This window comes from Halorubrum sp. BV1, from assembly GCF_000746205.1.
Classification (GTDB): Archaea; Halobacteriota; Halobacteria; order Halobacteriales; family Haloferacaceae; genus Halorubrum.
Genome location: NZ_JQKV01000001.1, coordinates 505,729 through 528,954, shown reverse-complemented (window position 1 = coordinate 528,954; position 23,226 = coordinate 505,729). Strand labels below are relative to the sequence as shown.

The window sequence follows — 23,226 nt, the reverse complement described above, 5'->3', positions numbered from 1 at the left end:
GACGTAGATCCATCTCTTGATGGGTTGTCCTCAAAATATGATTAGATGCCAATCCAGGATGCCGAATATGTGGCACTTCACTACGGAAACGTCTGTGAGGATCGAACCCGTTCACAGGTCGATTTCTCCGATTGTGTGTGACTGACCGCGCTTGTCTGCGTCGCAAAGCCTAGCGATCTCGGTGGGTTGTGCGCCCGAGTGGAGGCAGCTGGGAGGTACCCACGCGGAAAGTCCTCGAGTCTCCTCGAGCGACTCGTCGAACTGGACTCTTCCTTCTGACCCTGGCCCTCTCCAACGAACGCACGTCTCATCGATGATTTCAAAAACACAGATGACTGCTGGGAGCAGGAAGTTAGAGAGTTTTCCATCGACATCTTCGGTCTCCTGCGCTATTTTAGATTCCTTGCCGATGTGCTCCAAGAGATGGTCGAGTATCGGTTCCAGATTACTCCACTCGCCCGATGGGATGGGACGATAATCCAGTTCGTAGCCAGTTGGCTTCGCCGCGACAGCACGATTTTCTTTTTTCAGTTCTTCGAAATTGTCTATAGAATTCTCGGGGACAAAGAGAGAAATTCCCGGTTTGTGTGCGTGCTTCCGTCCATACGAGGCACGACCCAGCGACTTCAGAACCGTTAGTCTCGACGGGACCGGTGCCCGTGCGACGTACAGAGCAGCTGGGTCGAGGAACTGATTGGGTGGTAGATCGCCCATCGAGACACGTTTGGCGGAATCTTCTAACTTCATCAACGCTCGGTCGTCTCGCTGTTCAAGGTCGGTCATACGATCCGTGGTGTGGTGGGGTATCGTTCGTTATAACGCTGAGGCCTCTCTCACAAACCTAACCTCCTCGGTGTCTCTGACTGATAGAGACCTAATCGCTGTAGACAAAGATACAACTGCTTATACTATATTAGCCCGCAACCAGTCATAGCCGCGTTGGCTCGGGGCATTCCCCGAAACGACCCGCGTGTATGGCGCGGGCCGACGCGGTTCGGTGAAACCGCACATGAAAATTCGAGTCCGCGAACAAAAGCATCTCGCTCGATCGCAGGTGCACAGTGACACAACCAGTCCAACTGGTGGAGGTAGTGATGAGTAGCACCAGTTCCGAACACGAGGTCCCACTCGGTGTAGTCCTCAGCAATCGTAGACGACTCCACGTAGTGCAGTACCTACTGGAAGAGGGGCCTGAGCCGCCAATTGATGTGGGTGACCTCGCTCAGGCCGTCGCGGCCATCGAGCACGAGAAGCACCCAGAGGCGGTCAGTAGTAACGAAAAGCATCGAGTCTACGTGTCGCTCATACAGGGCCATCTCGACCGCTTGCATCAGGAGGACATAATCCGATACGACGACGAGCGGAACGTGATATATCCCGGTCCGAACCTTCGTGTTGCTTACTCATTCGCGGTTCTTCTCCCAGGGTCGGGGGTGAACTAGCAGACTCGATTAAATACCCTCCTGAGACTGGAGCCACTGTTAGTGGCGGAGACGTTCGGTTTTCAAGACTTACTGATGATGTTCTAAGTCAAATCATAGTAATGGGCCAACAAGCCCTGTAAGCGATTGATGGCTCAAAATCCGAACGTCGGACACTCAGTCCCGGATCTAGTACCGATTGAGGAGTTCTTCGCGGGAGTGGACGCGTTAGATTCTGTCCTGTTCGACCTGCCACGCGAGATTCCAGAGCTACCCGACATCACGTCGGTTGATTCGAGCGTCGACGTGCGAGAACTCGAAACATCAGTCGGACAGACGTGGTTCAGCATTTCAGAAACAATTGAGGAGCATTTTGATAGCGTTGCCGCAGCGAACCACGAGTTCGGCCCTGACGTTCACGACCCGGTCTTTGTGAAAGCTGGATACCCGGACTTTTCCGATCCAGTCGCAACTATCGAGATCACTCTCAAGCCGTCAGGATCCATTTTTGTGGAGTCGAGGTATTTCGTTGGCAAGATGTCTTGGCCGTATCTCATGGGTTCTGAGGAGGGGCTCGAAAGCCCTGTATTGTATGCAGCAGCGATCGCCGCAGGGCTCACTTACAGCTCGATAGCGGTGGTCAGCGGGCAGACTCAACTCAGTTATCGTCAAGGCCTCGCGTCTAATTCGGCGCTGGGGGACGTACATACACGGTCTGAAGAGATTCGAGACGACTCTAAGGAGTCTGATAAGGAACAGGCTCTTGATACGATCTTGGATCTAATCAAGGAACGCCCCGAATGGGTGCTTTGACCAAGGGCAGCTGTATCTCACTCTCACCCCTCTTCGATAGGGGAGTGTAATCTCCGATGGTCTGGAGACTCACACACCATCAACTCGTAACCGACCACTGACAAATGGCAGATTGTGTATGTTTCTTCGAAGCCGATCAATTGCCAGATCGGGTCAAAATTAAACTCAAAATTTTAATACTGGCGTATAAATCTATACTGGAAATATGATATGGGATTCCTGCTACTGTACTTCGATTTTCAATTCGATGTGGGCATGTTGCACACATAATCATACTACGACCGACACATAGATGGCGAATAATTGTGGATTTAAAATCATATGTAAAGATATGACCTACATATCATTAATATGATTTTGGTAGTCCAGCGCTGCCTGTTGATTTTTAGAATAGTGTGTGCAGCTTGCCCACATTATTATCATCCCGAGAGGGTATTCTTACTCTCGAAAATATGTATCCGAGTGAGATAATCGAAATAAGACTAGAAAACTGTATTTGGTATCTAAAGTGCTATTAGAAAGCGTGAGACCGACTCGGGTGCGATCTACTGAATACTCTCACGGTTTCTCTACTGTGATACCACACTTTCCATAGCTCAGAAACTGTCTACCACAGATACCACACCCGTTCAGGGCCTAACTCGGTCCGTAAGATCATGGGGGTACACGCCATTCAGGCGGTGGGATCGCTCTAGTTGTCACTTGGACATCGCTGTAACAGTTATATCTCTCGAGAACCCACGCCCTCCGGATAACATATTGACTTTCGTATATTATATCGACGATCCTGAACCACCACATTTCGAGCACCAAACTCTCCCATCTTTCATCTGGAGAGGATTCTCTTCGGAGAGATGTGTTCCACATCGATCGCAGTCTAGCTCCTCAGTAACTCCGGCCCCGCTGCCGTATCCCAGGGTCAGCGTTTTTGTGTGCCTTTGATTAGTAAGTTTGAGCTCAATTTCTCCCCGTTCATACGCGACCTCGGTCAGGGTCACGGGTTCGACCACAACTTCGAGAGCGTGCCGGTCCCGAATTTCATGCTGTTTTGACGGAAACCCCCTCTCACGGCGTTGTTGGAGGTCGTCTAGTGCTGTCTCAATTTCCTCGAGTTCCGACCGGAGGTCTCGCCGTTTTTTGAGAGCCTCGGTCCGATCTACTTGGCCCTTGTTCGCTTCAATCGCATCGCTGAGATCGTCGATACGGCGCTCCAAGTTTTGTTTCTCCTCTTCCAACTCTTCGATACGCTGCTGCTGGAGTTGCCGATACTCCTCGATCTCAGCATCGGCAGATCGAGATGCAGCCTCATGGATCTCATCGATCTTGGGCTCGACATCGGACACGACATCAGTACGGACACTTCCCACGAGTTGTCTCACATCTTCAGAGGATACCCGAGCAGGTGTGCGATCTATGGTCGTCTCTGGGTCAATATGCTCGAGAACAGTCTCCGCAAGTTCCGGGAGGATCTCCTCGGAATGAGTGTCAACCGCACTGGCACGAAGCAGTTCAGTCTGATAGTCGCTTACCGTTTCGATATTCACTCTGAAAAGCACCACCAGCGCCGTGCGATTGTAGTAGGGCGTAAAATTCGCACTCTCGACAGAAGCCTCGCTATTGACGATCCAGGGCGGCAGTGTGATCTCGGTGTCCGCCGCTGTGATGGCGATCTTCCCGGTAGGCCACCTCTCGGCGGCTTCATCAAGCAGAGAATGAAAAAACGAACTCTCGGGGTTGAGCGCCTCATCATCACCTACTTCGTCAGGATCAGTTGAGCACACCAGTGTGAGATCACCAGTCGCAACGCCAGTTTCTGCGTCTTCTGGGACGGTCACGTTCCATTGACTTCCGTCTTTGTCGACTTCGCACCCGACTGTCTTCAGGTATCGCTCGCTAAACTGTTCGGCCGCACGTTGAGTCACTGACAGTGCTGCGTCAGTCATCGCTAGTCCCCAAGTCGAACCCCTGGAATACGCCGCTGTTGAACTCCTCTACTTTCTCGGCTAGTTCTCGCTGTTCCTCAAGGTCGACTGCCATCGCGTCGAAGTCGTTCTCAAGGTCAACTTCGGAATCCGCGTTGACCAGGCGCTCGAAGATTTCGTCCTCGAAGCTTGTTCCCGTGTCTTCCAGTCGGGTCAGGATTGAACTGAGCTCGCCGACGGTTTGCTGGAAGAGGTCGATCTTGTGGTACAGTCGTTCGAGGACGTACTCTTCGATGGTGTCTTCCAGCGCCATGTTGAAGATGTAGACCTCGCGCTTCTGGCCGATGCGGTGGATTCGGCCGATACGTTGTTCGACATTCATCGGGTTCCATGGCAGGTCGTAATTCACCATGATGTTGCAGAACTGGAGGTTCCGTCCCTCGTTCATCGCGTCTGTCGAGACGAGTACGCCGCCCTCTTCCTCGAAGTTCGAGACGATCTGCTCTTTCTCTTCGCTGGAGTGGCCACCGTGGAAGGCGTGAACCGTGTAACCCTCATTCGCCAGTCGGTCCAGCAGCTGTCGCTGAGTTGCACGGAACTGGGTAAACACGATTACGCGCCCCATCTCAACGTGGTCCCGCGCCTCCTCAACGATGTCCAGCAGCCGCTCTTGTTTCGTCACCGTGTCGATGTCGTCGATTAGGTCAAGTATCGACTCCAGTTCGTCGGCGTGCGTGAGTTCTGACTGGTCGTGTAGGCGCTTCTCGATTGTGTGTTTCAGCGCCGCGGGACTGCTGACGACTTCCTTCTGAAGGAGCATCAACACCAGCTTTTGGCCCTGATCTTCGCTATATGCGCCCTGCACGTAGTCAGAGACTGCCTGGTAGAGTTCTCGCTCTTTGCGGGTCGGTTCGAAGGTTCGAGTGTCGATGGTTCGATCCGTGAAGTCGATGTCTGTGTCAGCCCGCCGGTTGCGGATCATCACCTTGTTCAGTCGATCCTGCAATTCCTCGCGATTGACCAAGGTTTCCTGACTGCTGTTGACGAAGTAGTGGTGGAAGACGTCGCGTGTCCCGAACAGTCCGGGCCGGAGTAGTGAGACGATGTTGTAGAGGTCGGTAAGTTCGTTCTGAATCGGCGTCGCGGTGAGGAAGAACGCGTAGTCGTAGGAAATCTGGTCGATGAGATCGTATCGGTCCGTTTCCTCATTCTTGACGTAGTGGGCTTCATCGAGGACGAGCACGTCCCAGTTACGGCTGAGCACTGTCGCACGATGACGCTCGCTCTTTGCCGTGTCAATACTCGCGATGATGTGCTTATGGGCATCGAATCCCTCGAACTCGTCATCGTAGTTGCACACGAACTCGAGACCAAATTTCTCCAGCATCTCGCCCTGCCACTGCTTGGCCAGTTGCGCGGGCGTGAGAATCAGCACCGAGTCATCGGTGTCCCTGAAGTGCATCTCCTTCAGTATCATCCCGACCTCGATCGTCTTCCCCAAGCCGACTTCATCGGCAAGGAGCGCCTTCCCATCCATCTCGAAGAGGGCACGATACGCGGCGTCGACTTGGTGTTCGAGGAGCTTAACCGAGTCCTCGTCGAGCTGCTTCAGCGACCGCAGTTCTGAATCCGGCTGGCCGGCTTGGAGACGAACCGCCTGAAGCGTCTGGAGATGCTCGTCACCACCACTGGAGTCTTCTAGTGCGTCAAAGAGATCGTCATTATCCTCGTGAGTGACCTCGACGTCTACGAGGTCGTAGCCGTCCATGTGCCGGCAAAGTCAACCGTCGGTCATATACGTTGTGTGACTCTCCAGCAAGCGGGGGATTTTGTCTGATGGCTAGAGGACGCCGACACCCAGCTAATAGACTGACCGCCGTCGGGTAGTTGGGGACTCACCACAGCGTTTATGCCGGCTTGTGCCGCTCAGTTTAAGTATCAGATTATGGCTGAATCAGAAGCCCTGTCCCGGACTCTCGCAGACACGGTCACCCTGAGCCGTGAACTTCGAGAGGAGGGACAGATCGACGGACAAGTAAAACTCTACAACGTGGACGACGAGAACGAGTTCGAGTCGGACGCCGGACTCTTCTTCGACCGCACGCTGATGACACAGGGGCTTAGGGAAGCCCTGTCGATTCTGCGTGACTCGCTGACTGGGGAAGACCCCCGAGGCACGCACATCCTCTACGGACCGTACGGCAGTGGTAAGTCCCACCAGATGGTGGCGCTGTACCACTGCTTCGACGACTCCACCGCAGCCGGCACTTGGGCTGGTGACTCCATCGAAGGCTTCGAAGATGCGTTGCCTGAGTCCGCGACCCCAATCACGGTCGCGATGCAGAACGAGCAGTACGAGTATCTCTGGGAACCGTTCTTCGAGGCCCTCGAATACGACCCGGGTACTTACGAGTCGGGTGGCTACCCCGACATGCAGACGATCCAAGACGCGGTCGGCGATGAGACAGTCGCGTTCTTCGTCGACGAACTGGAAGACTGGTTCGATACGCTCCAGGGTGACCGCAAGAGTGCGAACAAGGCGTTCCTCCAATCGCTCCTCGAGTCGACGGCGCTCTCTGACCTCGAGCTCTACACTATCGTCTCGGTTCTGCGCGAGGGATCTGAGGTCCACGACATCCTGAATCGGGAACAGGCGGTCGAGGTTAACATGAACAATCAGGTGGACAAGCGCGAAGTGTTGCGCCACCGCCTGATCGACTCTATCAACGAGAGCGCTGCCCGGGAGATTGTCAATGGGTACTTCGACGCTTACGACCAGTCTGACCACGTCGACCTCCCCGACGACTTACTGTCGGAGATGCACGACCTCTACCCGTTCCATCCCGTACTCCTCGACGCCCTCGAAACGCGGTACTACGCCGACGAGGGGAACCAGAACACGCGCGGGATGATCTACCTCTTCTCGAAGGTCTTGCTCGAGATGCGGGACAAGACCGATCTCATCACGCACGGTGACATCGACGCCATCGAGTTCGAGGACGAATTGGCGAAACTCAACTACGAGCGCCTCAACGCGGCGACGGGTGACATCAAGAGCCGCATCGACCAAGATGAGGTTCCCCACGGTCGGCGTATCCTGAACACGATTCTCCTCTACTCCCTGAAGCCTAGCGAGGGCGAGGGAGCGAACCCCTCGGAAATCGTCATGGGAGCCTACCAGACGGGTGACCTCGTTTCCGACGTAGTCCTCAACCTCGAGCGCTTGCACGGCGTCGCCTGGCATCTGCACAAGCTCAACGGCAAGTACGCGATTCGCGACCGACAGAACCCCAACGCACTCATCCGGAACGCCGCGACGGACGTTTCTGAGACGTCGGCCAAGGCCGAAGTCGCAGACTACATCACCGACATCTTCGGTTCGAACGCATTCCCAGTTGGCTTCCGAACCGACGACATTCAGAACATCCCGGACGACCGCGAGGTCAAGGTGGTGGTGAAGGACGACCAGTGGACGCAGGAGGAAGTGAAGAAGGTCATCACGAACGACAGCCGCGGACGCGAGTGGCGCAATACGCTCGTGTTCGTCCAGCCGTCCGGTGACAAGGCCATCGAGTCGGGCACCCGTTACATCGACAAGGCGAGATACATCGAGGGTGCACGGCAGGTGCTCGCCGACGAGTCGCTCGATGAGGAGATTCGCGACTCTATCCAGGGTATGAAAGAGCAGGAGGAAAACGAGCTTCGTGAGGAACTCCAGCTGCTCTACGGGGAAGTCCTGGACGGCGACGATCTGCTCAACGAGTTCGACCTTGCCGCTCCGATGGACTTGGACGTCTTCGTCCTCGACGGCGCAGAACTCGACGCGTCGAACATCACCGACTCGGCGGCTGCCGATCCATTCGACCTCCAGTCACACGTCTGGCCGATCGTCGAGGACCTGCTCGACCGAAAAGGAGAGATAGCTATCGAGGACGTCTATGAGCAGTTCCTTCGCGATCCCGAACTTCCGATCCCGGGAAGTGCAAACGACGTTCTGAACGCCACTGTCGAAGCGCTGAGTGACAAGCCTGTCCTCGCCCGAGACTCCAGTGGCTTCCGTGACGACCTTTCCGGAAGTTCCCTGGACACGGTACTCGTCCATCAAGACAAAGTAGACCTCTGGGGCGTCGACGACGTCGAGCAGGAACTTCGCCAGCGTTTCGGGAGCGGGACAACCGCCATCGACATCGGTGACTTCGAGCTCGACTTGCTGGAAGACGGCAACGTCTGGATCGACGGCGACAGCCACGACGTCGTGATGCGCGCCATCGGTCGGCTGAGCAATAAGGAAGACCAGTACATAGTGGTGCGCGGCAACGAAATCCTCGACAAGCCGCAGTCAGATGCGACGCTTCGCGACGTTGGTGGTGCGACTACCGTCGGTGCGTCGTACATCGCCGACAGAATCGAAGAGGCGATCGACCAGGAGGGGTACGCGAACCTCGACACGATTATCGGCGAGATTCGCGCCGACGAAACGGTGTTACTCCCGCCGGACGAGACGGAGACAGCCGCCCGCGAGGCAGTGAACGACTACCTCGTCGACGACTACGTGCTTGAGGCAGGCGGACGGTATCTCGGCTCGCTCGGTGACCGCGATCCGACGGCCGTCAAGCTGGTGCCGACGGTCTCCGACCGCATCGGCGACCAGATCCTCGACTACATCGACGATCTCGACGAGGGCGATCAGTTCACGGTGAGCAAGATCGCAGATCGGTTCGACAGCAGTGTCACCGAGGACATGGTGAAGACGTATCTGTTGCAGAACCTCGGTCGCGAAGAGGACCCAGCGTACGTCGTCGGCCCGACCGGTTCCGACGACGCGTCCGACTGGGTGCCTGGCTACCCGTTCCGCAAGCCCGATACTGGCCCCGGTGGCTGGCGGTTCGAGTTCAACGGCGACGATGTCTCAGCGATGCGCAGCGAGTGGCGAAAGAAACACAAAGAGGGCGAAGTCGAGTACGGTGACGTCACATTCATGTTGCCCGACAGAGAGGGCATACCCAGTGCCTTGCAGGGGACCGCTGACGTCGAGCGGTCACAGGTGAGTCTGACATTGCGTTCCGGTCAGGACTACACCAAGGTCCAGGACCTGTTCGAACACATGCCAGATGAGGCGTCGAGCCTGAAAATCGAAATTAGCTTCCAGAACTAATGTCTAAGGAGTCATCGGAGTCTACAGATCGTAGCGGTCGACAAGAACTACCCATTGAGCGGGGCTATCCGATTGAGCGGGTTAATGAAATCGTGGATAGAGAAAACCGAGCTAAGCGACACTATCGTCCGCCTTACACGATGCATAAATGGTGGGCCCGTCGACTTGGTGCGGTTTTCCGAACGATATGTCTCTACACTCTCCTTGATAACCCCGAGAAGATTTCCATTCGTGAGCCTGGCGGAAATCAACAACTAGGTAGTTACACGAGTGATGGGTCGGTTGAGCAAAGAATTCAGCAGGTGAACTTACAAGACCCATCCTCACTTTGGGATCTTTACAAAAAGGACGTGCAGGTTGAGGATAAGAAGGTTCTAGATCCCTTCATGGGTGGGGGAACTTCCTTACTTGAATCGGCTAGGTTCGGGGCGGATGTGGTTGGGAATGATTTGAATCCAGTTGCCTGGTTTGTAACAAAGAAAGAGCTTGAAGCCGGTAGCTCTAGTGTTGACGAGCTTGAGAGTGCTTTCAACAAGGTCAAGGCGGAAGTCAAGGAGAAGCTATCTAGTTATTATGAAACAGAATGTCCGAACTGTGACGAGATGGCTGATGTAATGTATTATTTATGGGTGAATGAACTTGATTGTGTCTCCTGTGGGAATACAGTATCCTTATTCAAGGATTATAGGGTTGCAAAGGGACGATACGATGATAGCGACCTTTATAACGTCCTCTGTCCCGGCTGCGAGTCGATAATCAAGATCGATGACTGGCGTAGTGAGTGTTCTTGCCAAGAATGCGGCGAGACGTTCGTTCCTAAAGACGGTAATTCAGATGGGACAAATTATTCGTGTGCAGATTGCGGACAGCAATATAGTGTAATTGATGCAGTTCGTGAGCAGGGAGGGTATCAGCCTCGGTTATATGCAATAGAGTATTACTGCCAACATTGTGATGACAATGGCCTAAGTCGGAGTGAAGTAAAGGGTTATAAATCAGCTGACGAAAGCGATCTAGATCGATATGAACAGGCTGTAGAAGAGTGGGAAACACGGCCGGAGCTTAGTGAATACGTTCCACAGCAGGAGATACCATTAGGAATACTCACCAACAGTACCGCTTTTGAAGGTAGTATTGGTGGTGGACATGTCGTTCTGCGCCATGGATATGAGAACTGGACAGATTTATTCAATCAGCGTCAATTACTTTGTCTCTCAGAGCTTCTGCGAGCTATTGATAATATCGAGGATGAGAATGCTCGCGAATATCTCCTGTTGGCATTTTCCGACTCTCTAATGTTCAACAATATGTTTACTATCTATAATTTCCAGGGTCATAAGGTGGAGGGGATATTTAAACAAAACTCGTACAAGCCTCAGAAAGAATTTGTTGAAAACAACGTATGGGGTACAAAATATGGCCGCGGTACTTTCCAAAAGTCATGGGATATGGTAACAAAGGCAGTTGAATGGTCTAATAATCCTGTAGAGCGATACGTTGAAGATGGGGAAACAAAGAAAACCGCTCCATTTGGAGAAGGCATAGACCCTGACTTTGAACTATCATGTGGTGATGTAAGGGATCTGGAGTATGAGGACGAATTTGATGCTGTCCTTACCGACCCACCTTATTACAATAACTTGATATACTCAGAGACCTCGAATTACTTTTATGTTTGGCTTCGGCAACTTCTGGCAGATGATTATTCCGCATTTGAGCCAGATACAACACCACGAGCGGAAAGTATCGTAGCGAACCCAGCAGAAGGGAAGACAGAAGAAGACTTTGAGAAAGAGCTTAAGGAGGCTTTTGCGACGATCAATACTGCTCTCAAGCCTGATGGTGCATTAGTCTTCACGTACCATCACAGCGGTTCAGAGTCTTGGGGCGAATTACTGGAGGCGATATGTGATGTCAACTTCGAGGTCACTGCGACCTATCCCGTAACGGCCGATACTAATCGTGCTTCATACAAGCTTACTGAGGGTGAATCAGTTTCTTTCGATATTATAATTGTGGCACGGCCATCTGGTGAGACAGAGCCAGTTAGCTGGAACGCGCTACGTCGACGTATCTACCGCACGGCGAAACAAACACGACGACGGCTGGAAGTAAGTGATCGGGAACTATCTCGAGGAGACATTGGTGTCATGGAGATGGGGGATTGTTTCCGCGAATACTCGAAGCACCACGGGAAGGTCCAGCGCGACGGCGAGATCATGTCCGCGAAGGAGGTCGTCCAGGAGATTTACGGCATCATCCAGGAGGCCAGCGACATCGGGGTCGAGGACGTCTTCATCGATCTTCTAGACACGTCGAACCCGTCCTTCGATGACGTGAACAAGCTCTGTCGCGGGACCAACGCTGCCCCGGAGGACCTCAAGGAGATGTGCCTCTACAACCAGGACGACGGCTTCGAACTCGGAACCTGGGACAACGAGAAGCGCCAGGCGTACATCCAGGAGCGCGTCAACGGTGACGGCGGCGAACACCTCTCGAACCTCGACAAGCTCCAGTTCCTCCGCTACCGATACGAGAAGGGCCAGTCGGTCCAGAACTACGTCGACAAGTGGGGCGTCGACGACGATCTGCGTGAGCTCGCCGGTCGCCTCGCCGATGTGACCGGTGATGACACGTACACGCGGGTGCTCGGGGACCGCGACATCACGAGCTACTAACGCGTTCTCACTTCTTTCGTTTCGCCAGATACAGCAGGCAGTGCTTCGTCACCACCACAAAAACTTAGATAATTCGACCATTTCTCGCGGTATGGGCTACAACACGGGGATGGTGAAATACTTCGTGGGGGTGGTGTTCCTGAATACGTTCCCGATGTACGTCTTCGGAAGTGGAATTTTGACTGGGTGGGAGTTTCTCAATGCATTCGCCGTGAAGCAGTCGGTAGACGCCGCTCTGTCGATTGCCCTCGACTACTATATCGCGAAGCTCACACCGTTCCCATTGAACGAGTTCCTCACTGCATCGGGATTTGAGGAAGTGGTGGTGAGTATCGGGTTCACGGTGTTGATCGGGGCCGTCGTCGCGAGCGTGAAGTGGCGAGCGGCTGTATAGACGGGATCAAGATGTTAACGTGCAGAACGTTTATGATTATCTTGGTCATTGGTCTGTCTGGAGAATGGGAATTCCGTCACAGGTGAAGAATGGTGGGTGGGGTGCGCTTTCTCTCTACCTCCATTCCCTGTTTGTGTCCCTTTATTGGGACGTCCCACAGATCACCTCAGACCGCATTGCTCTGGTCGCGGCTGCCGTCCCTGCAATCGTCGTCATGTTCGCGGTCGTTGTTCTGAACCACAGGCTGAACGAATACTGGGCCGGAGGCAACCTGAAGCGGTCCACGGAAACCATCGCCCGGATAACCGGAGAAAGCGACTTCTGGCATTCCGCCTCGCAGGAAACACAGGACGCAATCGACGACTATGACGAGAAGGCGTACAGCCATCACGTTTCCATTCTTGCGGGTGTCATTAACGCGGTCGCTGCACCAATCACTGGATACCTCGCAATTGGATGGCAGGGCATTGTGGTAGGCCTTCTCTTGTCGATTATCCTACTCAGAGGACTGAGCGTCCGGTCTTATCGTGAGTTGAACAGGCTGGCAAAAGAACTCTCAACCCCATACGAAGAAAACTATGAAAATCAGTAGACTCAAAATCGAGAACTTCGCAATCGATGAAAGTCCGATCATCAACGAAAGGGCCGTTGGTGGCCGGGACTTGTTGTTATACGGTGGAAATCGCTCTGGAAAGACGCTCACATTCAACGCACTACTCTACGCGTTGTATGGTCGTTCTGGAACGTTCGGGGTCACACCGGGCCAACGTAGCGAGGTGAGTGCTTATTTCGATAACTCAGACGCGGTACTACGTGAACGACGCCACCGGTACGAGCACGAAGACGGGACGCTCGATGCCAACGAGGGGGTAGAACGGTTCATCGGGCCAGATAGAACCGTCCGTTTGCAGTTCATCCCCTCAAATCCAGCAGACCAGCCAATCAGTAGACTGGATGGAGAAGAGTTGCTGAATAGGATACGAAGCGTACTGAGCAGTGAGCACCAGTCTGAAATCGAGCGACACCGAAGAGCCAGAGCCGAAACCGAGCATCTGAAAGAGATCCGACGCCGAGGGGAAGACCGACCGAGCGTTAATCAGCTCGAGCGGGAGTTGGACTCCCTCCCGATCTCGCAAACCGAAAACAGGATTGAGGACATCGAAGAGCTACAGAGACTCATCGATTCTGGCGAGATCGAGAGCATCAGCGCTCGGCTTCAGAAGAAAGACGAGGTCGCTGAACGCCTCGATGAGTTATATGACAAACGGCGCACGCTGGAGGACACTCTCAAACAAAAGCGCCGAGAACTCAGTGATGCCTCCCGGTATACACAGGAGGTGAACGACCTGATCATCGACGCGATCGAGGAGTTCACCTGCCCAGTCTGTGGTCGCTTGGTCGAGGAGCGAGTGGCACGCAATCGATTGCCGAGTAACTGCCCGCAGTGCGGTCGACCACGGGACCTCTCAGAACTTCGTGAACGGCTTCGTGAGAAGGTGGACGAGGCAGATACACAGGTGGACGAGCTGAAAGATGAGATTAGTGAGTTGGAAGAAGAACTGGCCTCGGTGAAGGCGGAAATCACGGAACTACAGGAGTCTGAACCAGACCTGGAAGGACTGAACCAATTCGTCAGAACCGCGCTTAAACAGGCTGATCACGACATAGACCAACTCCAGGAGAGAACCACTCGTGAGCTGGAGAATCACCGGCAGGAGCTAGAACAGGCCAAGTCCAAGGAAGAGGAACTCGAAGAGAAACTGACTCAGCGACGTCAACTACTATCTGCATTTGAAGAGTCCGCTGAACTGGCAGACGAAGAGGCAGAGCGTCTTGAGCAGGAGGCGTTTGACGAGATCCGGGAAGAGTTCACTGACCGCCTGTCATCTGTTTACAAGAGCATCGCCCCTAATTTGGGGACGGACGTTGGAATCACGTCCGAAGGGGAACTGGAATTCCCAGGTACTGGTTCAGAGGGGGCTCGGTCGTACGATCGACTGAGTAGCGGTGAACGGCGACTGGCAAACCTGGCTTTTGGTCTCACTTTGGCGAGGTTCGCTCAAGAGAGTGAGGATGCCCATAACTGGGAGGTATTAATCCTCGACGAGCCGCTGACGAACTTGGAATCGGACATTCAGGATGCGGCCGCACGATACCTACGAGATGCGGACGTTCAGGTCATTCTGACGTCCCCACTCGATCGGGTTCAGTCACACTTTAGAGATGACGAGTCTGAGATCGTCTCCTTGGAACGGATTAAAACCGAAGACTCGACCCTTGAGGAATACCTATGAGTGACGACGACCACCATCCAGAACTTCTACTGCTGCACGAGGCTGGTGGTGAGATCGAAGGAAGAGGGAAATACCACAAGCTACTGGATCGGTATCGGCGTGAGGCTGAAGAAACCGACGTCGAACACGTGGTCAAGGAACGGGGACCGTTCGATGAAGGGCTGTCGAAAACGGTGCAGCGGTATCTCGATATGAGGATGCTCGAATCTAACGAAGAGGGCCAGTCGCGTGATGTCAGGGAGACCGAGAAGGGAGAACGATACATGAGTGGCTTCGAACGAACGAAGCTATACTTAGACGATTCATTCGTCGCCACCCGAGATCGAGTTCGTCAGGTCGTCTCTGAGTTCGGGGACATGAGTATGAACCAGATGGTTCAGGAAGATGATGTCCAACAGGACAAACAGCGCCCACTTGGTACGCCGCTGTCTACTGAGTCCGACTCGAAGGAAGAGGACTGACAGTACAATTACTTAACGCGGCAGGGTCACTTCCAAGTAAGAATGGCAGGCCCAGGTCAGATTCCCGGGCGATACAATATCGTCATCGAAGGGAAGTACGATACGTTCGATCACCAGATCCCGGTCGAAGAGTTTATCGAATGTCTCGAAGACGACGACGTGCCTGACAAGGTCAGTGTCGTCGGTCTCGGCGAGGCGTTCGAGGACGGCGACCAGGCGACCGACCTCGCACGCGCGATGGACCGTCGTGCGAACGACCTCGAGTACCAGAGTCCGACCGTACAGTTCGTCGTCGAAGGCTCGTTCCACCGGCGCGGGAAAACCTACGACCTTCGGTATAACGACGAACTCTACCCACTACAGGAGGTATTCGGTCCACAGCTCGACCGGAAAGAGGAGGGCGACTGGCTCGTAGCGCCGTTCTAAGCGCCTCACCGTTCAGTAATCAACAATCTGAGCGGGTGTCAGCGTAATCGACCCGATTTCCTCGCGTGGAACCTCGCGTTCGAGGCCATTCTCACTTGTTAGACGCAACATTGCCTTGGGGCCGGTGTTTATCGCCTCAGCAGAAGCCGCGTAGTACGTTTGCTCCCCTTCGTCTGTCCAGACCTCGACTTGGAGTTGCCCACCTTCGACATCACTACTCCACTGGTGTTCGACGTAGCCCTGCCAGCAGTCTCCACAGACGTCGTCGACTTGGTCGTGAAGGTCACCCGTGAACGACTCTGGTTCGAACGGAATCTCGTAATGGAGTGGGCCTCCCCGGCAGAGACGACGAGCGTGATCAATACCGCCCTGTTCGTCACGGTGTACTTCGATCAAACATCCTCGTAACGCCGCTGTCTCGTCGCCCGAGGGATTCACAGACGAGAGGTCGATTCGTTCCCGGCACCGTCGACAGGTGATGGACGACTCAGTTACGTCCTCATCCAGCTCGAAATGTTCTCCCTCGATTGGGACGTCCAACTCCTCGCAGAGGCTCGACCAACCGAATCCAACACCGGGGGGCTGGTGGTTGTCGTAGAATACGTGGGTCTGTCCGTTATGAGCGGTCCAAAGGTACGGTGTTGGATACATTGTCGATCTCCTAGATCAGCTTCAACGGACCTTCTTTGTCGACCTCGTCAGTGCCGTTCTGAAGGAAGTACAGGTCGATCCACTCCTGGCCGTGGTCTCGGCAAAACACAGGAACACAGGTGGTGGTGTGCTCGTATCGCCGGTCACACCGCGTTTCGATCTGTTCGCGCGTCCATTCACCGTCCTGTTCGAGGTCGTACCGGTTCCGAACGTTCCACGAGTGCTCGTCAGCAGCGGCCTTAACGACCCGGAGCGAGAAGTCCCGCGAATCCTTGAACGCGAATGGGCCACTCATAGCCTTCGCCTCACTGAGGTCGCCTTCGTCGGCGGCGTCCAGGCAGAGTTGGTTCTCGGCGACTGCACGGAAGGCCTCGAGTTCTGGATAGTCGTCGACGAGCACGTCGTGCAGGTACTCGTGGACGACTTCGTCGTAGCTGTCGAGCGTGAACCCGTCCTCTGGTGAGACGATTTGAAGCTCTGCCCCGGTCTGGACGACACGGCGACGCCGCGGCGTCAGCAGGGGACAGAGGAAGCCCAGTCGGTCGGCGTGGAGCAGGTAGGCGTAACTGAACAGCCGGGATCGGGACGGCGACTCCTTGACTGGGTCGTGCCCTTCGGCGTAGTATTTCGAGTCGAGAATCGCGATGGTTTCTTCTCCTTCTTGGAGCGCGTGGTCTGGCTGGTGGTAGACCTCGTTTTCCCCCTCGAAGGGATTGACCGACGGGGAACGCACAGGTGTCATGTCGTCGAGCTCGCCAAGGTGATCGTAGGATTTGATGTAGTTGAGCTCGCGTTCGATGACCACCTGTGAGTATTGCTCGAACAGCGACTCCATGTTGAGGACGTAGTCCACCACCAGCTCGCGTGGCCCTTGGCGTAGCTGCTGACCGAGCGACGAGGACATGACCGCCTTCGCGACATCGAACGCCTTCTGGTAGTACCGCCGTTGCTTGGGTAGGTCGTCAAGAGTGATGCGACGGTACTCGTCCATCCGGTCCAGGCTGCTGTCGACGCCCATGCTCTCCAGTCGCTCGACCTCCCGGTGCACCTCTGAGAAGATACGGTCGTAAGCCGGGTGGTCGTTCTCTGCTGACTTTTGCTGGAAGAGGCGCAGGAGCGTCTTCCCAGCGTAGTGTAGCAGTGAGTTCGCGGCGTTGTTGTGCTCGATCTCGTTACGGATCCAGTGAGGCTCGAGGTTCCCGCGTGCGTGGTTCAGGAGCGTCTGCTCGACGTCAATCTCCCCGCGGCCGTCCAGGCTGTCCACCCGGCGAATGATGAGGTCGCGGATGAAGCCGTGGCGTTCGATGGTTTCCAGACCGTCGAGGTAATTGATCGCCAGCACCACGAACACGTCGTCAAGGTCGATGTCGTCGGACAGGAAGTCCTGAAGTGGGATGCCGTGGTACTCGATCGACCGATTCTGGTCGTAGACGGCTAGCAGCATGTCGAAGATGTGCTCCCACTCAATCTTCGGATCGACCAGTATCTTCGACGACGGCGTGAGGCTCACGACACCGATGATGTCGGTCGCTTCGACGTGGAGGGTCTCGTCGTGCTCCCCGTCGACGGTGACGGTAACGACTTCGTACTCCTGGTCGGAGTCGAGGGCTTCCTGGCTCTTGGTGAAGACGCCCGGACTCTCCTGGGTGAACGACGCACGACGAAGTTGGTCGGTGATGCTGGACGGACACCCCTCTATGCGAATCTCCCCCCGCTCGGGGACGTTGAAGGTGTCCTGCCCGAACTCGTACACTTCGTCGACGGTGCTCATTACTCGTAGGATCCCATCTGGCGGCGTTCCTGTTCGAGTTCCCGTTCCGCCAGTTCGGCAGCGGGGGCGAGGTCGAATTCTTCGAACTCACCGTTCAGGGCGCGATAGTGCTCTGCGATACGTTCGACCTGCGGGAACGCCGCCGAGTTGAGCAGTCGGGGCACAATGTAGGTCTGGAACGCTTGGCCGACGGCGTTCGTCTGATCGTGTTCGTACGCACCGCCCTCTCGACAGCCGACGCCAAGGAAGATCGCGACGTCACGGTAGTGCATCGGCCCGAACCGCATAATCGACCCCTGTGACGTGGACTCGTTGCCGTGGTTGATCCCCTGGTAGTCGCGCTCGAAGAGTCGAAGGAGTTCGCTTTCGTCAAGGTCGGTGTGGCCGCTGACGTGGGTGTTGAGCCAGTCTTTGAAGAGTTGACGGCGCTTGTCCTCCTCGTACTCATCGAGCTCAATCATCGCGAACCGACGCGTGATGGCGTTGTCGAGCTCGTTGACCGTTCGGTCGGACATGTTCATCGTACAGATGATGTTTACGCGCTCGTCGAGCTCGATCGTCTCGCCTTCGTCGGTCTCAAAGATAGTCTGGTGGGGATTCTCGATGGCTGTGTAAAGCGGGCCGAAAATCTTCGAGATGTCTGCCCGTGTGATTTCGTCCAGGATGACCCCATACTCAACGTCGAACCGACGGGCACGTTGGACGGCCTCGGACACACAGCCGAGCTTCGTGCGGTAGCTCAGCGACTCACCAGAATAGTCAGGGCTGATTCCGCCGATGATGTCTGAAGGCGTCCAGGAGGGAGTGGCGGTATTGAGCGTGTAGCCGACGCACGTCTCACGCGCAAGTTGTTTTGCGAACGTTGTCTTTCCGGTTCCGGTCGGGCCATACAGAACAACCGGTTTCCCGGCTTCGAGCGCAACCTGGGCGTTTCGTTTGACGTCTCGAGGCACGAGAACGTCTTCTGGTGTCTCATCACCACGAAGGCTCACAAGTCGCTTGAGTTCGTCCGATGCAACGGTCGACCCGAGGACGGCACGACGAACTTTCCCCAGCCCACGTTCGCCATCGTGGGTGATGTCCAATCCTTCGTCCTCGATCAAGAATTCGATGACTGCTTCCTCTTCGGCGTTCTCAATCGCTTCGACGGTTTCGTCCTCAACCCGTCGGAGGATGTCAATGTCCTCTTTGGCCTGCTCAAGAGTATAATCATCATCCGAGGAATCGCTCATTATACTCCACAAGCAGTTATGACATTAAAAGTCTACTTGGGACGATTGTTCTACCTAACAAGAGATGGGGTCCTCCAAAAGATACTAAATTATTTGACCAACGAGGGTTCCAATTGGGATTCGACTGTAATTCAATTGTCCGTCGTAGACAAGTGAACTCAGCTTCCTATCATAGATCGAACCAAATCTATCGATAGACCCCCCACAGGTTCCGTCGTAACCATGCCGTAGAAGCACTGGAACTTGTCGTTTACAGGTATTCACTCAAATCACTCTTGAATCACCCTACCCACACCCCATAGATTCCGTCGTAACCTCGCTGTAGAAGCATTGAGGCGTGAGGTTTGCAGAATTTCGCTCAAATTTCTCTTGAAACACCTCACCCACACCCCATAGGTTCCGTCGTAACCTCGCTGTAGAAGCATTGAGGCGTGAGGTTTGCAGAATTTCGCTCAAATTTCTCTTGAAACACCCCACCCACACCCCATAGGTTCCGTCGTAACCTCGTTGTAGATGCATTCTAACGCGCGATTTGCAGAATTTCGTTTGAGTGGTCTTATTACAACCTTTACTGAGTGATTGGGTGCAGCGATCGTGCTGAATGAACTGGGCGCATCTTGTGGCTGCCTGTGATAGCTATCGGTATCACAACTCAAAACATGACACCTGACAACCAGAACTGGTGACAGAGACTGAGACTGGACAATTTTATCATTCTATAGCTCCAGCACACGATAGATCATGACAGACGGTTGTCTGCATACTGTATATAGAAACGACACTTCGCACCAATGTGGTCTCTCCTCGCTTGAAGATGGACGATGTACGTTTCACACGACGGAAGAACTCCATCGAACCCGCGACACGGTTATTCCAGCTATGCAGGAAGCGGCCAGCAAGCAGCAAACGGTGTACGAGGCAGACATTTCCGGTGTTGATCTTACTGAATTCACCTTCCCAGATGTTGAATTCGTTGATGCCGATTTTCGCCGTGGACGTCTACAGAACGCTGACCTCACGGCCGCACGATTTACTACCTGTGACTTTGGACGGGCCGACCTTCGGCAGGCAGACCTCCGACACTGCAATTTGAGTGATTCAAGTTTTCGGCGCGCAGACTTACGAGAAGCAAATCTTCAGGAAACACAATTTGTGCAAGCGGACTTCTCGAACGCAGATTTACGGGAAGCAACGCTGACCAGAACAAACCTCAAGAACGCAAGTCTTCAGAATACGGATCTTCGAGACGTGAATTTAGATGAGACGATTCTTGAGCAAGCAGACTTACGGAATGCCAATTTACAAAAAGCAACACTATCTATGACAAATCTCCAACACGCAGATCTCAGAGAAGGAATCCTCAGCAACGCCGACATCTCTATGGCTTCGATGGAGGAAGTACGACTTGATAATGCACGACTCAACAATGCAGATGTCAGAGAGGCGTTCCTCCAGAGGTCAAGCCTGCAAGACGTTGATCTAATGGACGCCGATATTCGAAACGCGTTTCTTGACCGTGCTGACCTCGGGGGTGCAGACCTATTCAACGCTGACTTCGGAGAATCGCGGCTTGGTGGAACGCGGTTTGCTGGCGCACGATTAAATAGTGGCACAGAGTTTGATTCATACGTCCCTGGTGATCCGGCCAGAGAAGATAATACCAATCAACAAGCAGGTTTTCTTGAGGCTATCAACGTTTATCGACGATTAGAGCGTGTTCACTCGGAGAACCTCCTTGATGATCGTACAACAGATTACGCGGTGCGACGACGTCGTCTTGAACAACGTCTTGCTTGGAAGGAACGCAGGTGGGGAGAGTATCTGATACTGAGGTTACAAAACCTCGCAGTCCGTTATGGCCGCAATCCGTTCAGAGCACTAGCCGTTTCACTTTTGGCCATATTGCTGTTCGCGTTGGTCTACCCGATACTTGGGATTGTGGCATCGGGGACAACGGTCACATATCCAGCTTCAATAACTGAGGTGAATGCGATCGTTCGAACTCTTCGTACAGGCCTGCTATACAGTATTCGCACCTTCTTGCCGTTCGTGGGGCCCGGAGCGCAACCAGCGACAGATGTAGCACAAGCAATTACAGCGCTTGAATCGTTGTTAGGCAAGTTGCTCCTCGGACTGTTTGGTCTTGATATTGCTGCACAGACCGGCGAAGAGAATGAGTGACTGTGGAAGAGATTGTTGTGTTTGGATAATAACATAATTCCAACATAAAAGTTTTGATATTTTGGTGTATCCAACCTCCGTGTTCAGTAAGCGGTTCCTGTCCCTTACTGAGGACTACTGACAAAGTCTGTCAAGTGTATTTTGAAATTAAATAATGACTTGATTTACCATTAGTTGGAGTCATCGGCAAAGAGCTCGTCAAGTGGTCGAGGCCCATCCGTCTCCGGGGGATCGATTGGCTCCTCATCAAATAATTTATTTGGGGCAGGTGGCTCCTCAACCCCCTCAACTAATGCGTCATTGAGCCTCTCTACAGTCTCTTCTGTCGGCTCGCGCAGAGATTCATTGAGAGCAGGGTTCTCTGCTATAGCTGCCAGGATTAGTTGCACGCGTCGCGTTCGTTCCTGCAACGATTCATCGGGATCGCTCATAACGGATACAACTGTGGCAGAGCGGATAAATAGGGGGTTCTCTCCAGAGACTGTAATTCAATTGTCCGCCATAGACAATTGAACTGAGATACCGGTCAGATGTCCCGTCTAATTCAACCGGGGAGACCCCATCGGTTCGGTCGTTAATCGCAGATGGGAGCTACCCCGATGGACTATAAATTTTGAAGGAACCATCGGTTCCGTCATTCCCGGTTATTATCCGGATGCTCACTCAGACACACCCCATCGGTTCCGTCGTTCTTAATCCACAGTCAGATACTTACCGAGACACACCCCATCGGTTCCGTCGTTAATCGCAAGATTGGAGCCACCCCAGTGGACTATAACTTTGGAAGGAACCAACGGCTCCGTTATTTATATACCGCCAGGGTATGCTCTGCTTGGAAACTATGCTACCAAACTAGGGGTGGGGTTCTCGCCTGTTGTAGCTCACTCCAAACTAGGGGTGGGGTTCTCGCCCGTTGTAGCTCACTCCAAACTAGGGGTGGGGTTCTCGCCCGTTGTAGCTCACTCCAAACTAGGGGTGGGGTTCTCGCCCGTTGTAGCTCACTCCAAACTAGGGGTGGGGTTCTCGCCCGTTGTAGCTCACTCCAAACTAGGGGTGGGGTTCTCCCCTGTTGTAGACCCGACTTGAGTGGGCACCTGCTCATATGCACCCAGGCGAGATCACGAACGGTTGGAGGAATTCGTTGAAGAAACGTCTCCAGAGCGAGAAGAGATGACGCCGCTAACGGAGGGAACCGGCCCTGTTGCTCAGAAGCACAGAGATGTCGTTCGGAGAGGCGTGGATCGTCTTCTATCCGAGCTTCTGTCATGTGTCGACGACCGCCACGTCGACACGATCGTGACGTACAACGGCGTGCAGTTCGACATAAGGCACATCCGGGGCGCGCGTCGATCTTTGCCGACAATCTCGGTGCGACCGACCTTTCCAGGGACGTGCATCGCGTGTTCGACAGCGCTGACCACCACGATTTAATGAACGACATCGTCGCCGCTCACGGTCATCGCCAGAGTCTCGAGGACGCGTGCGAGGAGCCCGTCGGCGAGCGACCGCCCGAGACGACATGCCCGGACTGCGTGGTCGTGACGAATAAGCGCGTGCCCGAGCTTAGCGAGATGTACCTCGCCGCACGGGAGGGCCTTGTTGACGCGGACGCCGACGAGCTCGAGCGCGTGCTCAGCGAGTACGCGGTCGACGACATTGCGCCGATGTTCGACCTTCGCGACGTGCTGTTCCTAGAGGCGTAGGTTGCGGACACACCGCCGTCGAAGTGTTCGAAGAGAGCAACCGTCGCGAAATGATGACTCTATCTTTGAAATGAAATCACCATATTACCACAAGTTGTGGGACGTTCTATTGCTGCTGGCCAAT

Annotated in this window: 18 protein-coding genes; 11 read left to right on the top strand and 7 right to left on the bottom strand. The window is 54.2% G+C overall.

The genetic code is table 11. From position 1 onward, the window contains the following. Window positions 1-111: 111 nt before the first annotated feature. Window positions 112-783 carry a hypothetical protein gene (locus tag EP28_RS13990; RefSeq protein ID WP_155118408.1) on the bottom strand — a complete coding sequence of 224 codons (672 nt, stop codon included), beginning with the start codon at window positions 781-783 and terminating at the stop codon, window positions 112-114. 311 nt (window positions 784-1,094) lie between these two features. Between EP28_RS13990 and EP28_RS13985 the strand changes: the two genes are divergently transcribed. Further along, window positions 1,095-1,442 carry a DUF7344 domain-containing protein gene (locus tag EP28_RS13985; RefSeq protein ID WP_155118407.1) on the top strand — a complete coding sequence of 116 codons (348 nt, stop codon included), beginning with the start codon at window positions 1,095-1,097 and terminating at the stop codon, window positions 1,440-1,442. A gap of 129 nt (window positions 1,443-1,571) precedes the next feature. After that, window positions 1,572-2,234, top strand: a complete 663-nt coding sequence (locus tag EP28_RS02625; protein ID WP_049982441.1) for a hypothetical protein — start codon at window positions 1,572-1,574, stop codon at window positions 2,232-2,234. A 773-nt stretch (window positions 2,235-3,007) separates the two neighbouring features. On the opposite strand, the gene EP28_RS13605 is transcribed toward EP28_RS02625, so the two are convergent. Together EP28_RS13605 and EP28_RS02615 are read right to left on the bottom strand one after the other, a co-directional pair. Beyond that, entirely contained in the window at window positions 3,008-4,177 is a 1,170-nt protein-coding gene (locus EP28_RS13605) for a coiled-coil domain-containing protein (RefSeq protein WP_080506028.1), read from the bottom strand. Beyond that, a complete protein-coding gene (locus EP28_RS02615; protein WP_049982439.1) occupies window positions 4,170-5,924 on the bottom strand; it encodes a DEAD/DEAH box helicase in 1,755 nt (584 codons plus the stop codon). Before EP28_RS02615 ends, EP28_RS13605 begins: the two co-directional genes overlap by 8 nt. 177 nt (window positions 5,925-6,101) lie before the next feature. On the opposite strand from EP28_RS02615, the gene EP28_RS02610 reads away from it, so the two are divergent. The 7 genes from EP28_RS02610 (at window position 6,102) to EP28_RS02580 (ending at window position 15,564) form a co-directional block, all read left to right on the top strand. Continuing rightward, the gene (locus EP28_RS02610) at window positions 6,102-9,311 is read left to right on the top strand and encodes a DUF499 domain-containing protein (protein WP_049982438.1); all 3,210 of its coding nucleotides are present in this window, start codon (window positions 6,102-6,104) and stop codon (window positions 9,309-9,311) included. Continuing rightward, on the top strand, window positions 9,311-11,989 hold the full coding sequence (locus tag EP28_RS02605) for a DUF1156 domain-containing protein (protein ID WP_049982437.1): 2,679 nt from the start codon (window positions 9,311-9,313) through the stop codon (window positions 11,987-11,989). The genes EP28_RS02610 and EP28_RS02605 overlap by 1 nt, the downstream gene beginning before the upstream one ends. A 91-nt stretch (window positions 11,990-12,080) precedes the next feature. Continuing rightward, a complete protein-coding gene (locus EP28_RS02600; RefSeq protein ID WP_155118406.1) occupies window positions 12,081-12,383 on the top strand; it encodes a hypothetical protein in 303 nt (100 codons plus the stop codon). 64 nt (window positions 12,384-12,447) lie between these two features. Further along, entirely contained in the window at window positions 12,448-12,975 is a 528-nt protein-coding gene (locus tag EP28_RS02595; RefSeq protein ID WP_049982435.1) for a hypothetical protein, read from the top strand. Then, window positions 12,962-14,677, top strand: coding sequence for an AAA family ATPase (locus tag EP28_RS02590; RefSeq protein ID WP_080506027.1), 1,716 nt, complete (start codon window positions 12,962-12,964; stop codon window positions 14,675-14,677). Before EP28_RS02595 ends, EP28_RS02590 begins: the two co-directional genes overlap by 14 nt. Next, on the top strand, window positions 14,674-15,138 hold the full coding sequence (locus tag EP28_RS02585; RefSeq protein WP_049982433.1) for a hypothetical protein: 465 nt from the start codon (window positions 14,674-14,676) through the stop codon (window positions 15,136-15,138). The genes EP28_RS02590 and EP28_RS02585 overlap by 4 nt, the downstream gene beginning before the upstream one ends. A gap of 42 nt (window positions 15,139-15,180) precedes the next feature. Beyond that, window positions 15,181-15,564: a DUF8076 family protein gene (locus EP28_RS02580; protein ID WP_049982432.1), complete on the top strand. Its 384-nt coding sequence runs from the start codon at window positions 15,181-15,183 to the stop codon at window positions 15,562-15,564. A gap of 12 nt (window positions 15,565-15,576) precedes the next feature. Here the strand turns inward: EP28_RS02580 and EP28_RS13980 are convergent, their stop codons facing one another. From EP28_RS13980 to EP28_RS02565, 3 genes are read right to left on the bottom strand one after another with little or no spacing between them, the layout of a single operon-like run. Next, window positions 15,577-16,215, bottom strand: a complete 639-nt coding sequence (locus EP28_RS13980; protein ID WP_155118405.1) for a hypothetical protein — start codon at window positions 16,213-16,215, stop codon at window positions 15,577-15,579. Between the two features lie 10 nt (window positions 16,216-16,225). Continuing rightward, window positions 16,226-17,986: a 5-methylcytosine restriction system specificity protein McrC gene (locus EP28_RS02570; protein WP_049982430.1), complete on the bottom strand. Its 1,761-nt coding sequence runs from the start codon at window positions 17,984-17,986 to the stop codon at window positions 16,226-16,228. Next, window positions 17,986-19,218: an AAA family ATPase gene (locus tag EP28_RS02565; protein WP_049982429.1), complete on the bottom strand. Its 1,233-nt coding sequence runs from the start codon at window positions 19,216-19,218 to the stop codon at window positions 17,986-17,988. The genes EP28_RS02570 and EP28_RS02565 overlap by 1 nt, the downstream gene beginning before the upstream one ends. A 741-nt stretch (window positions 19,219-19,959) precedes the next feature. Between EP28_RS02565 and EP28_RS13600 the strand changes: the two genes are divergently transcribed. Continuing rightward, on the top strand, window positions 19,960-21,399 hold the full coding sequence (locus EP28_RS13600) for a pentapeptide repeat-containing protein (RefSeq protein WP_080506026.1): 1,440 nt from the start codon (window positions 19,960-19,962) through the stop codon (window positions 21,397-21,399). A gap of 170 nt (window positions 21,400-21,569) precedes the next feature. Here EP28_RS13600 and EP28_RS13975 read toward each other — a convergent pair whose 3' ends face one another. Next, the gene (locus tag EP28_RS13975) at window positions 21,570-21,830 is read right to left on the bottom strand and encodes a hypothetical protein (RefSeq protein ID WP_155118404.1); all 261 of its coding nucleotides are present in this window, start codon (window positions 21,828-21,830) and stop codon (window positions 21,570-21,572) included. A gap of 999 nt (window positions 21,831-22,829) precedes the next feature. On the opposite strand from EP28_RS13975, the gene EP28_RS02560 reads away from it, so the two are divergent. After that, window positions 22,830-23,102: a hypothetical protein gene (locus tag EP28_RS02560; protein WP_049982428.1), complete on the top strand. Its 273-nt coding sequence runs from the start codon at window positions 22,830-22,832 to the stop codon at window positions 23,100-23,102. Window positions 23,103-23,226 lie beyond the last annotated feature (124 nt).

Bases quoted from the DNA above. Each gene is read 5' to 3' on its own strand.
- EP28_RS13985 (WP_155118407.1), top strand. From the start codon at position 1,095: ATGAGTAGCACCAGTTCCGAACACGAGGTCCCACTCGGTGTAGTCCTC.
- EP28_RS02625 (WP_049982441.1), top strand. From the start codon at position 1,572: ATGGCTCAAAATCCGAACGTCGGACACTCAGTCCCGGATCTAGTACCG.
- EP28_RS02560 (WP_049982428.1), top strand. From the start codon at position 22,830: ATGAACGACATCGTCGCCGCTCACGGTCATCGCCAGAGTCTCGAGGAC.
- EP28_RS02610 (WP_049982438.1), top strand. From the start codon at position 6,102: ATGGCTGAATCAGAAGCCCTGTCCCGGACTCTCGCAGACACGGTCACC.
- EP28_RS02605 (WP_049982437.1), top strand. From the start codon at position 9,311: ATGTCTAAGGAGTCATCGGAGTCTACAGATCGTAGCGGTCGACAAGAA.
- EP28_RS02570 (WP_049982430.1), bottom strand. From the start codon at position 17,986: ATGAGCACCGTCGACGAAGTGTACGAGTTCGGGCAGGACACCTTCAAC.
- EP28_RS02590 (WP_080506027.1), top strand. From the start codon at position 12,962: ATGAAAATCAGTAGACTCAAAATCGAGAACTTCGCAATCGATGAAAGT.
- EP28_RS13605 (WP_080506028.1), bottom strand. From the start codon at position 4,177: ATGACTGACGCAGCACTGTCAGTGACTCAACGTGCGGCCGAACAGTTT.
- EP28_RS02600 (WP_155118406.1), top strand. From the start codon at position 12,081: ATGGGCTACAACACGGGGATGGTGAAATACTTCGTGGGGGTGGTGTTC.
- EP28_RS02585 (WP_049982433.1), top strand. From the start codon at position 14,674: ATGAGTGACGACGACCACCATCCAGAACTTCTACTGCTGCACGAGGCT.
- EP28_RS02595 (WP_049982435.1), top strand. From the start codon at position 12,448: ATGGGAATTCCGTCACAGGTGAAGAATGGTGGGTGGGGTGCGCTTTCT.
- EP28_RS13600 (WP_080506026.1), top strand. From the start codon at position 19,960: ATGACAGACGGTTGTCTGCATACTGTATATAGAAACGACACTTCGCAC.
- EP28_RS02580 (WP_049982432.1), top strand. From the start codon at position 15,181: ATGGCAGGCCCAGGTCAGATTCCCGGGCGATACAATATCGTCATCGAA.
- EP28_RS13980 (WP_155118405.1), bottom strand. From the start codon at position 16,215: ATGTATCCAACACCGTACCTTTGGACCGCTCATAACGGACAGACCCAC.
- EP28_RS02565 (WP_049982429.1), bottom strand. From the start codon at position 19,218: ATGAGCGATTCCTCGGATGATGATTATACTCTTGAGCAGGCCAAAGAG.
- EP28_RS13990 (WP_155118408.1), bottom strand. From the start codon at position 783: ATGACCGACCTTGAACAGCGAGACGACCGAGCGTTGATGAAGTTAGAA.
- EP28_RS02615 (WP_049982439.1), bottom strand. From the start codon at position 5,924: ATGGACGGCTACGACCTCGTAGACGTCGAGGTCACTCACGAGGATAAT.
- EP28_RS13975 (WP_155118404.1), bottom strand. From the start codon at position 21,830: ATGAGCGATCCCGATGAATCGTTGCAGGAACGAACGCGACGCGTGCAA.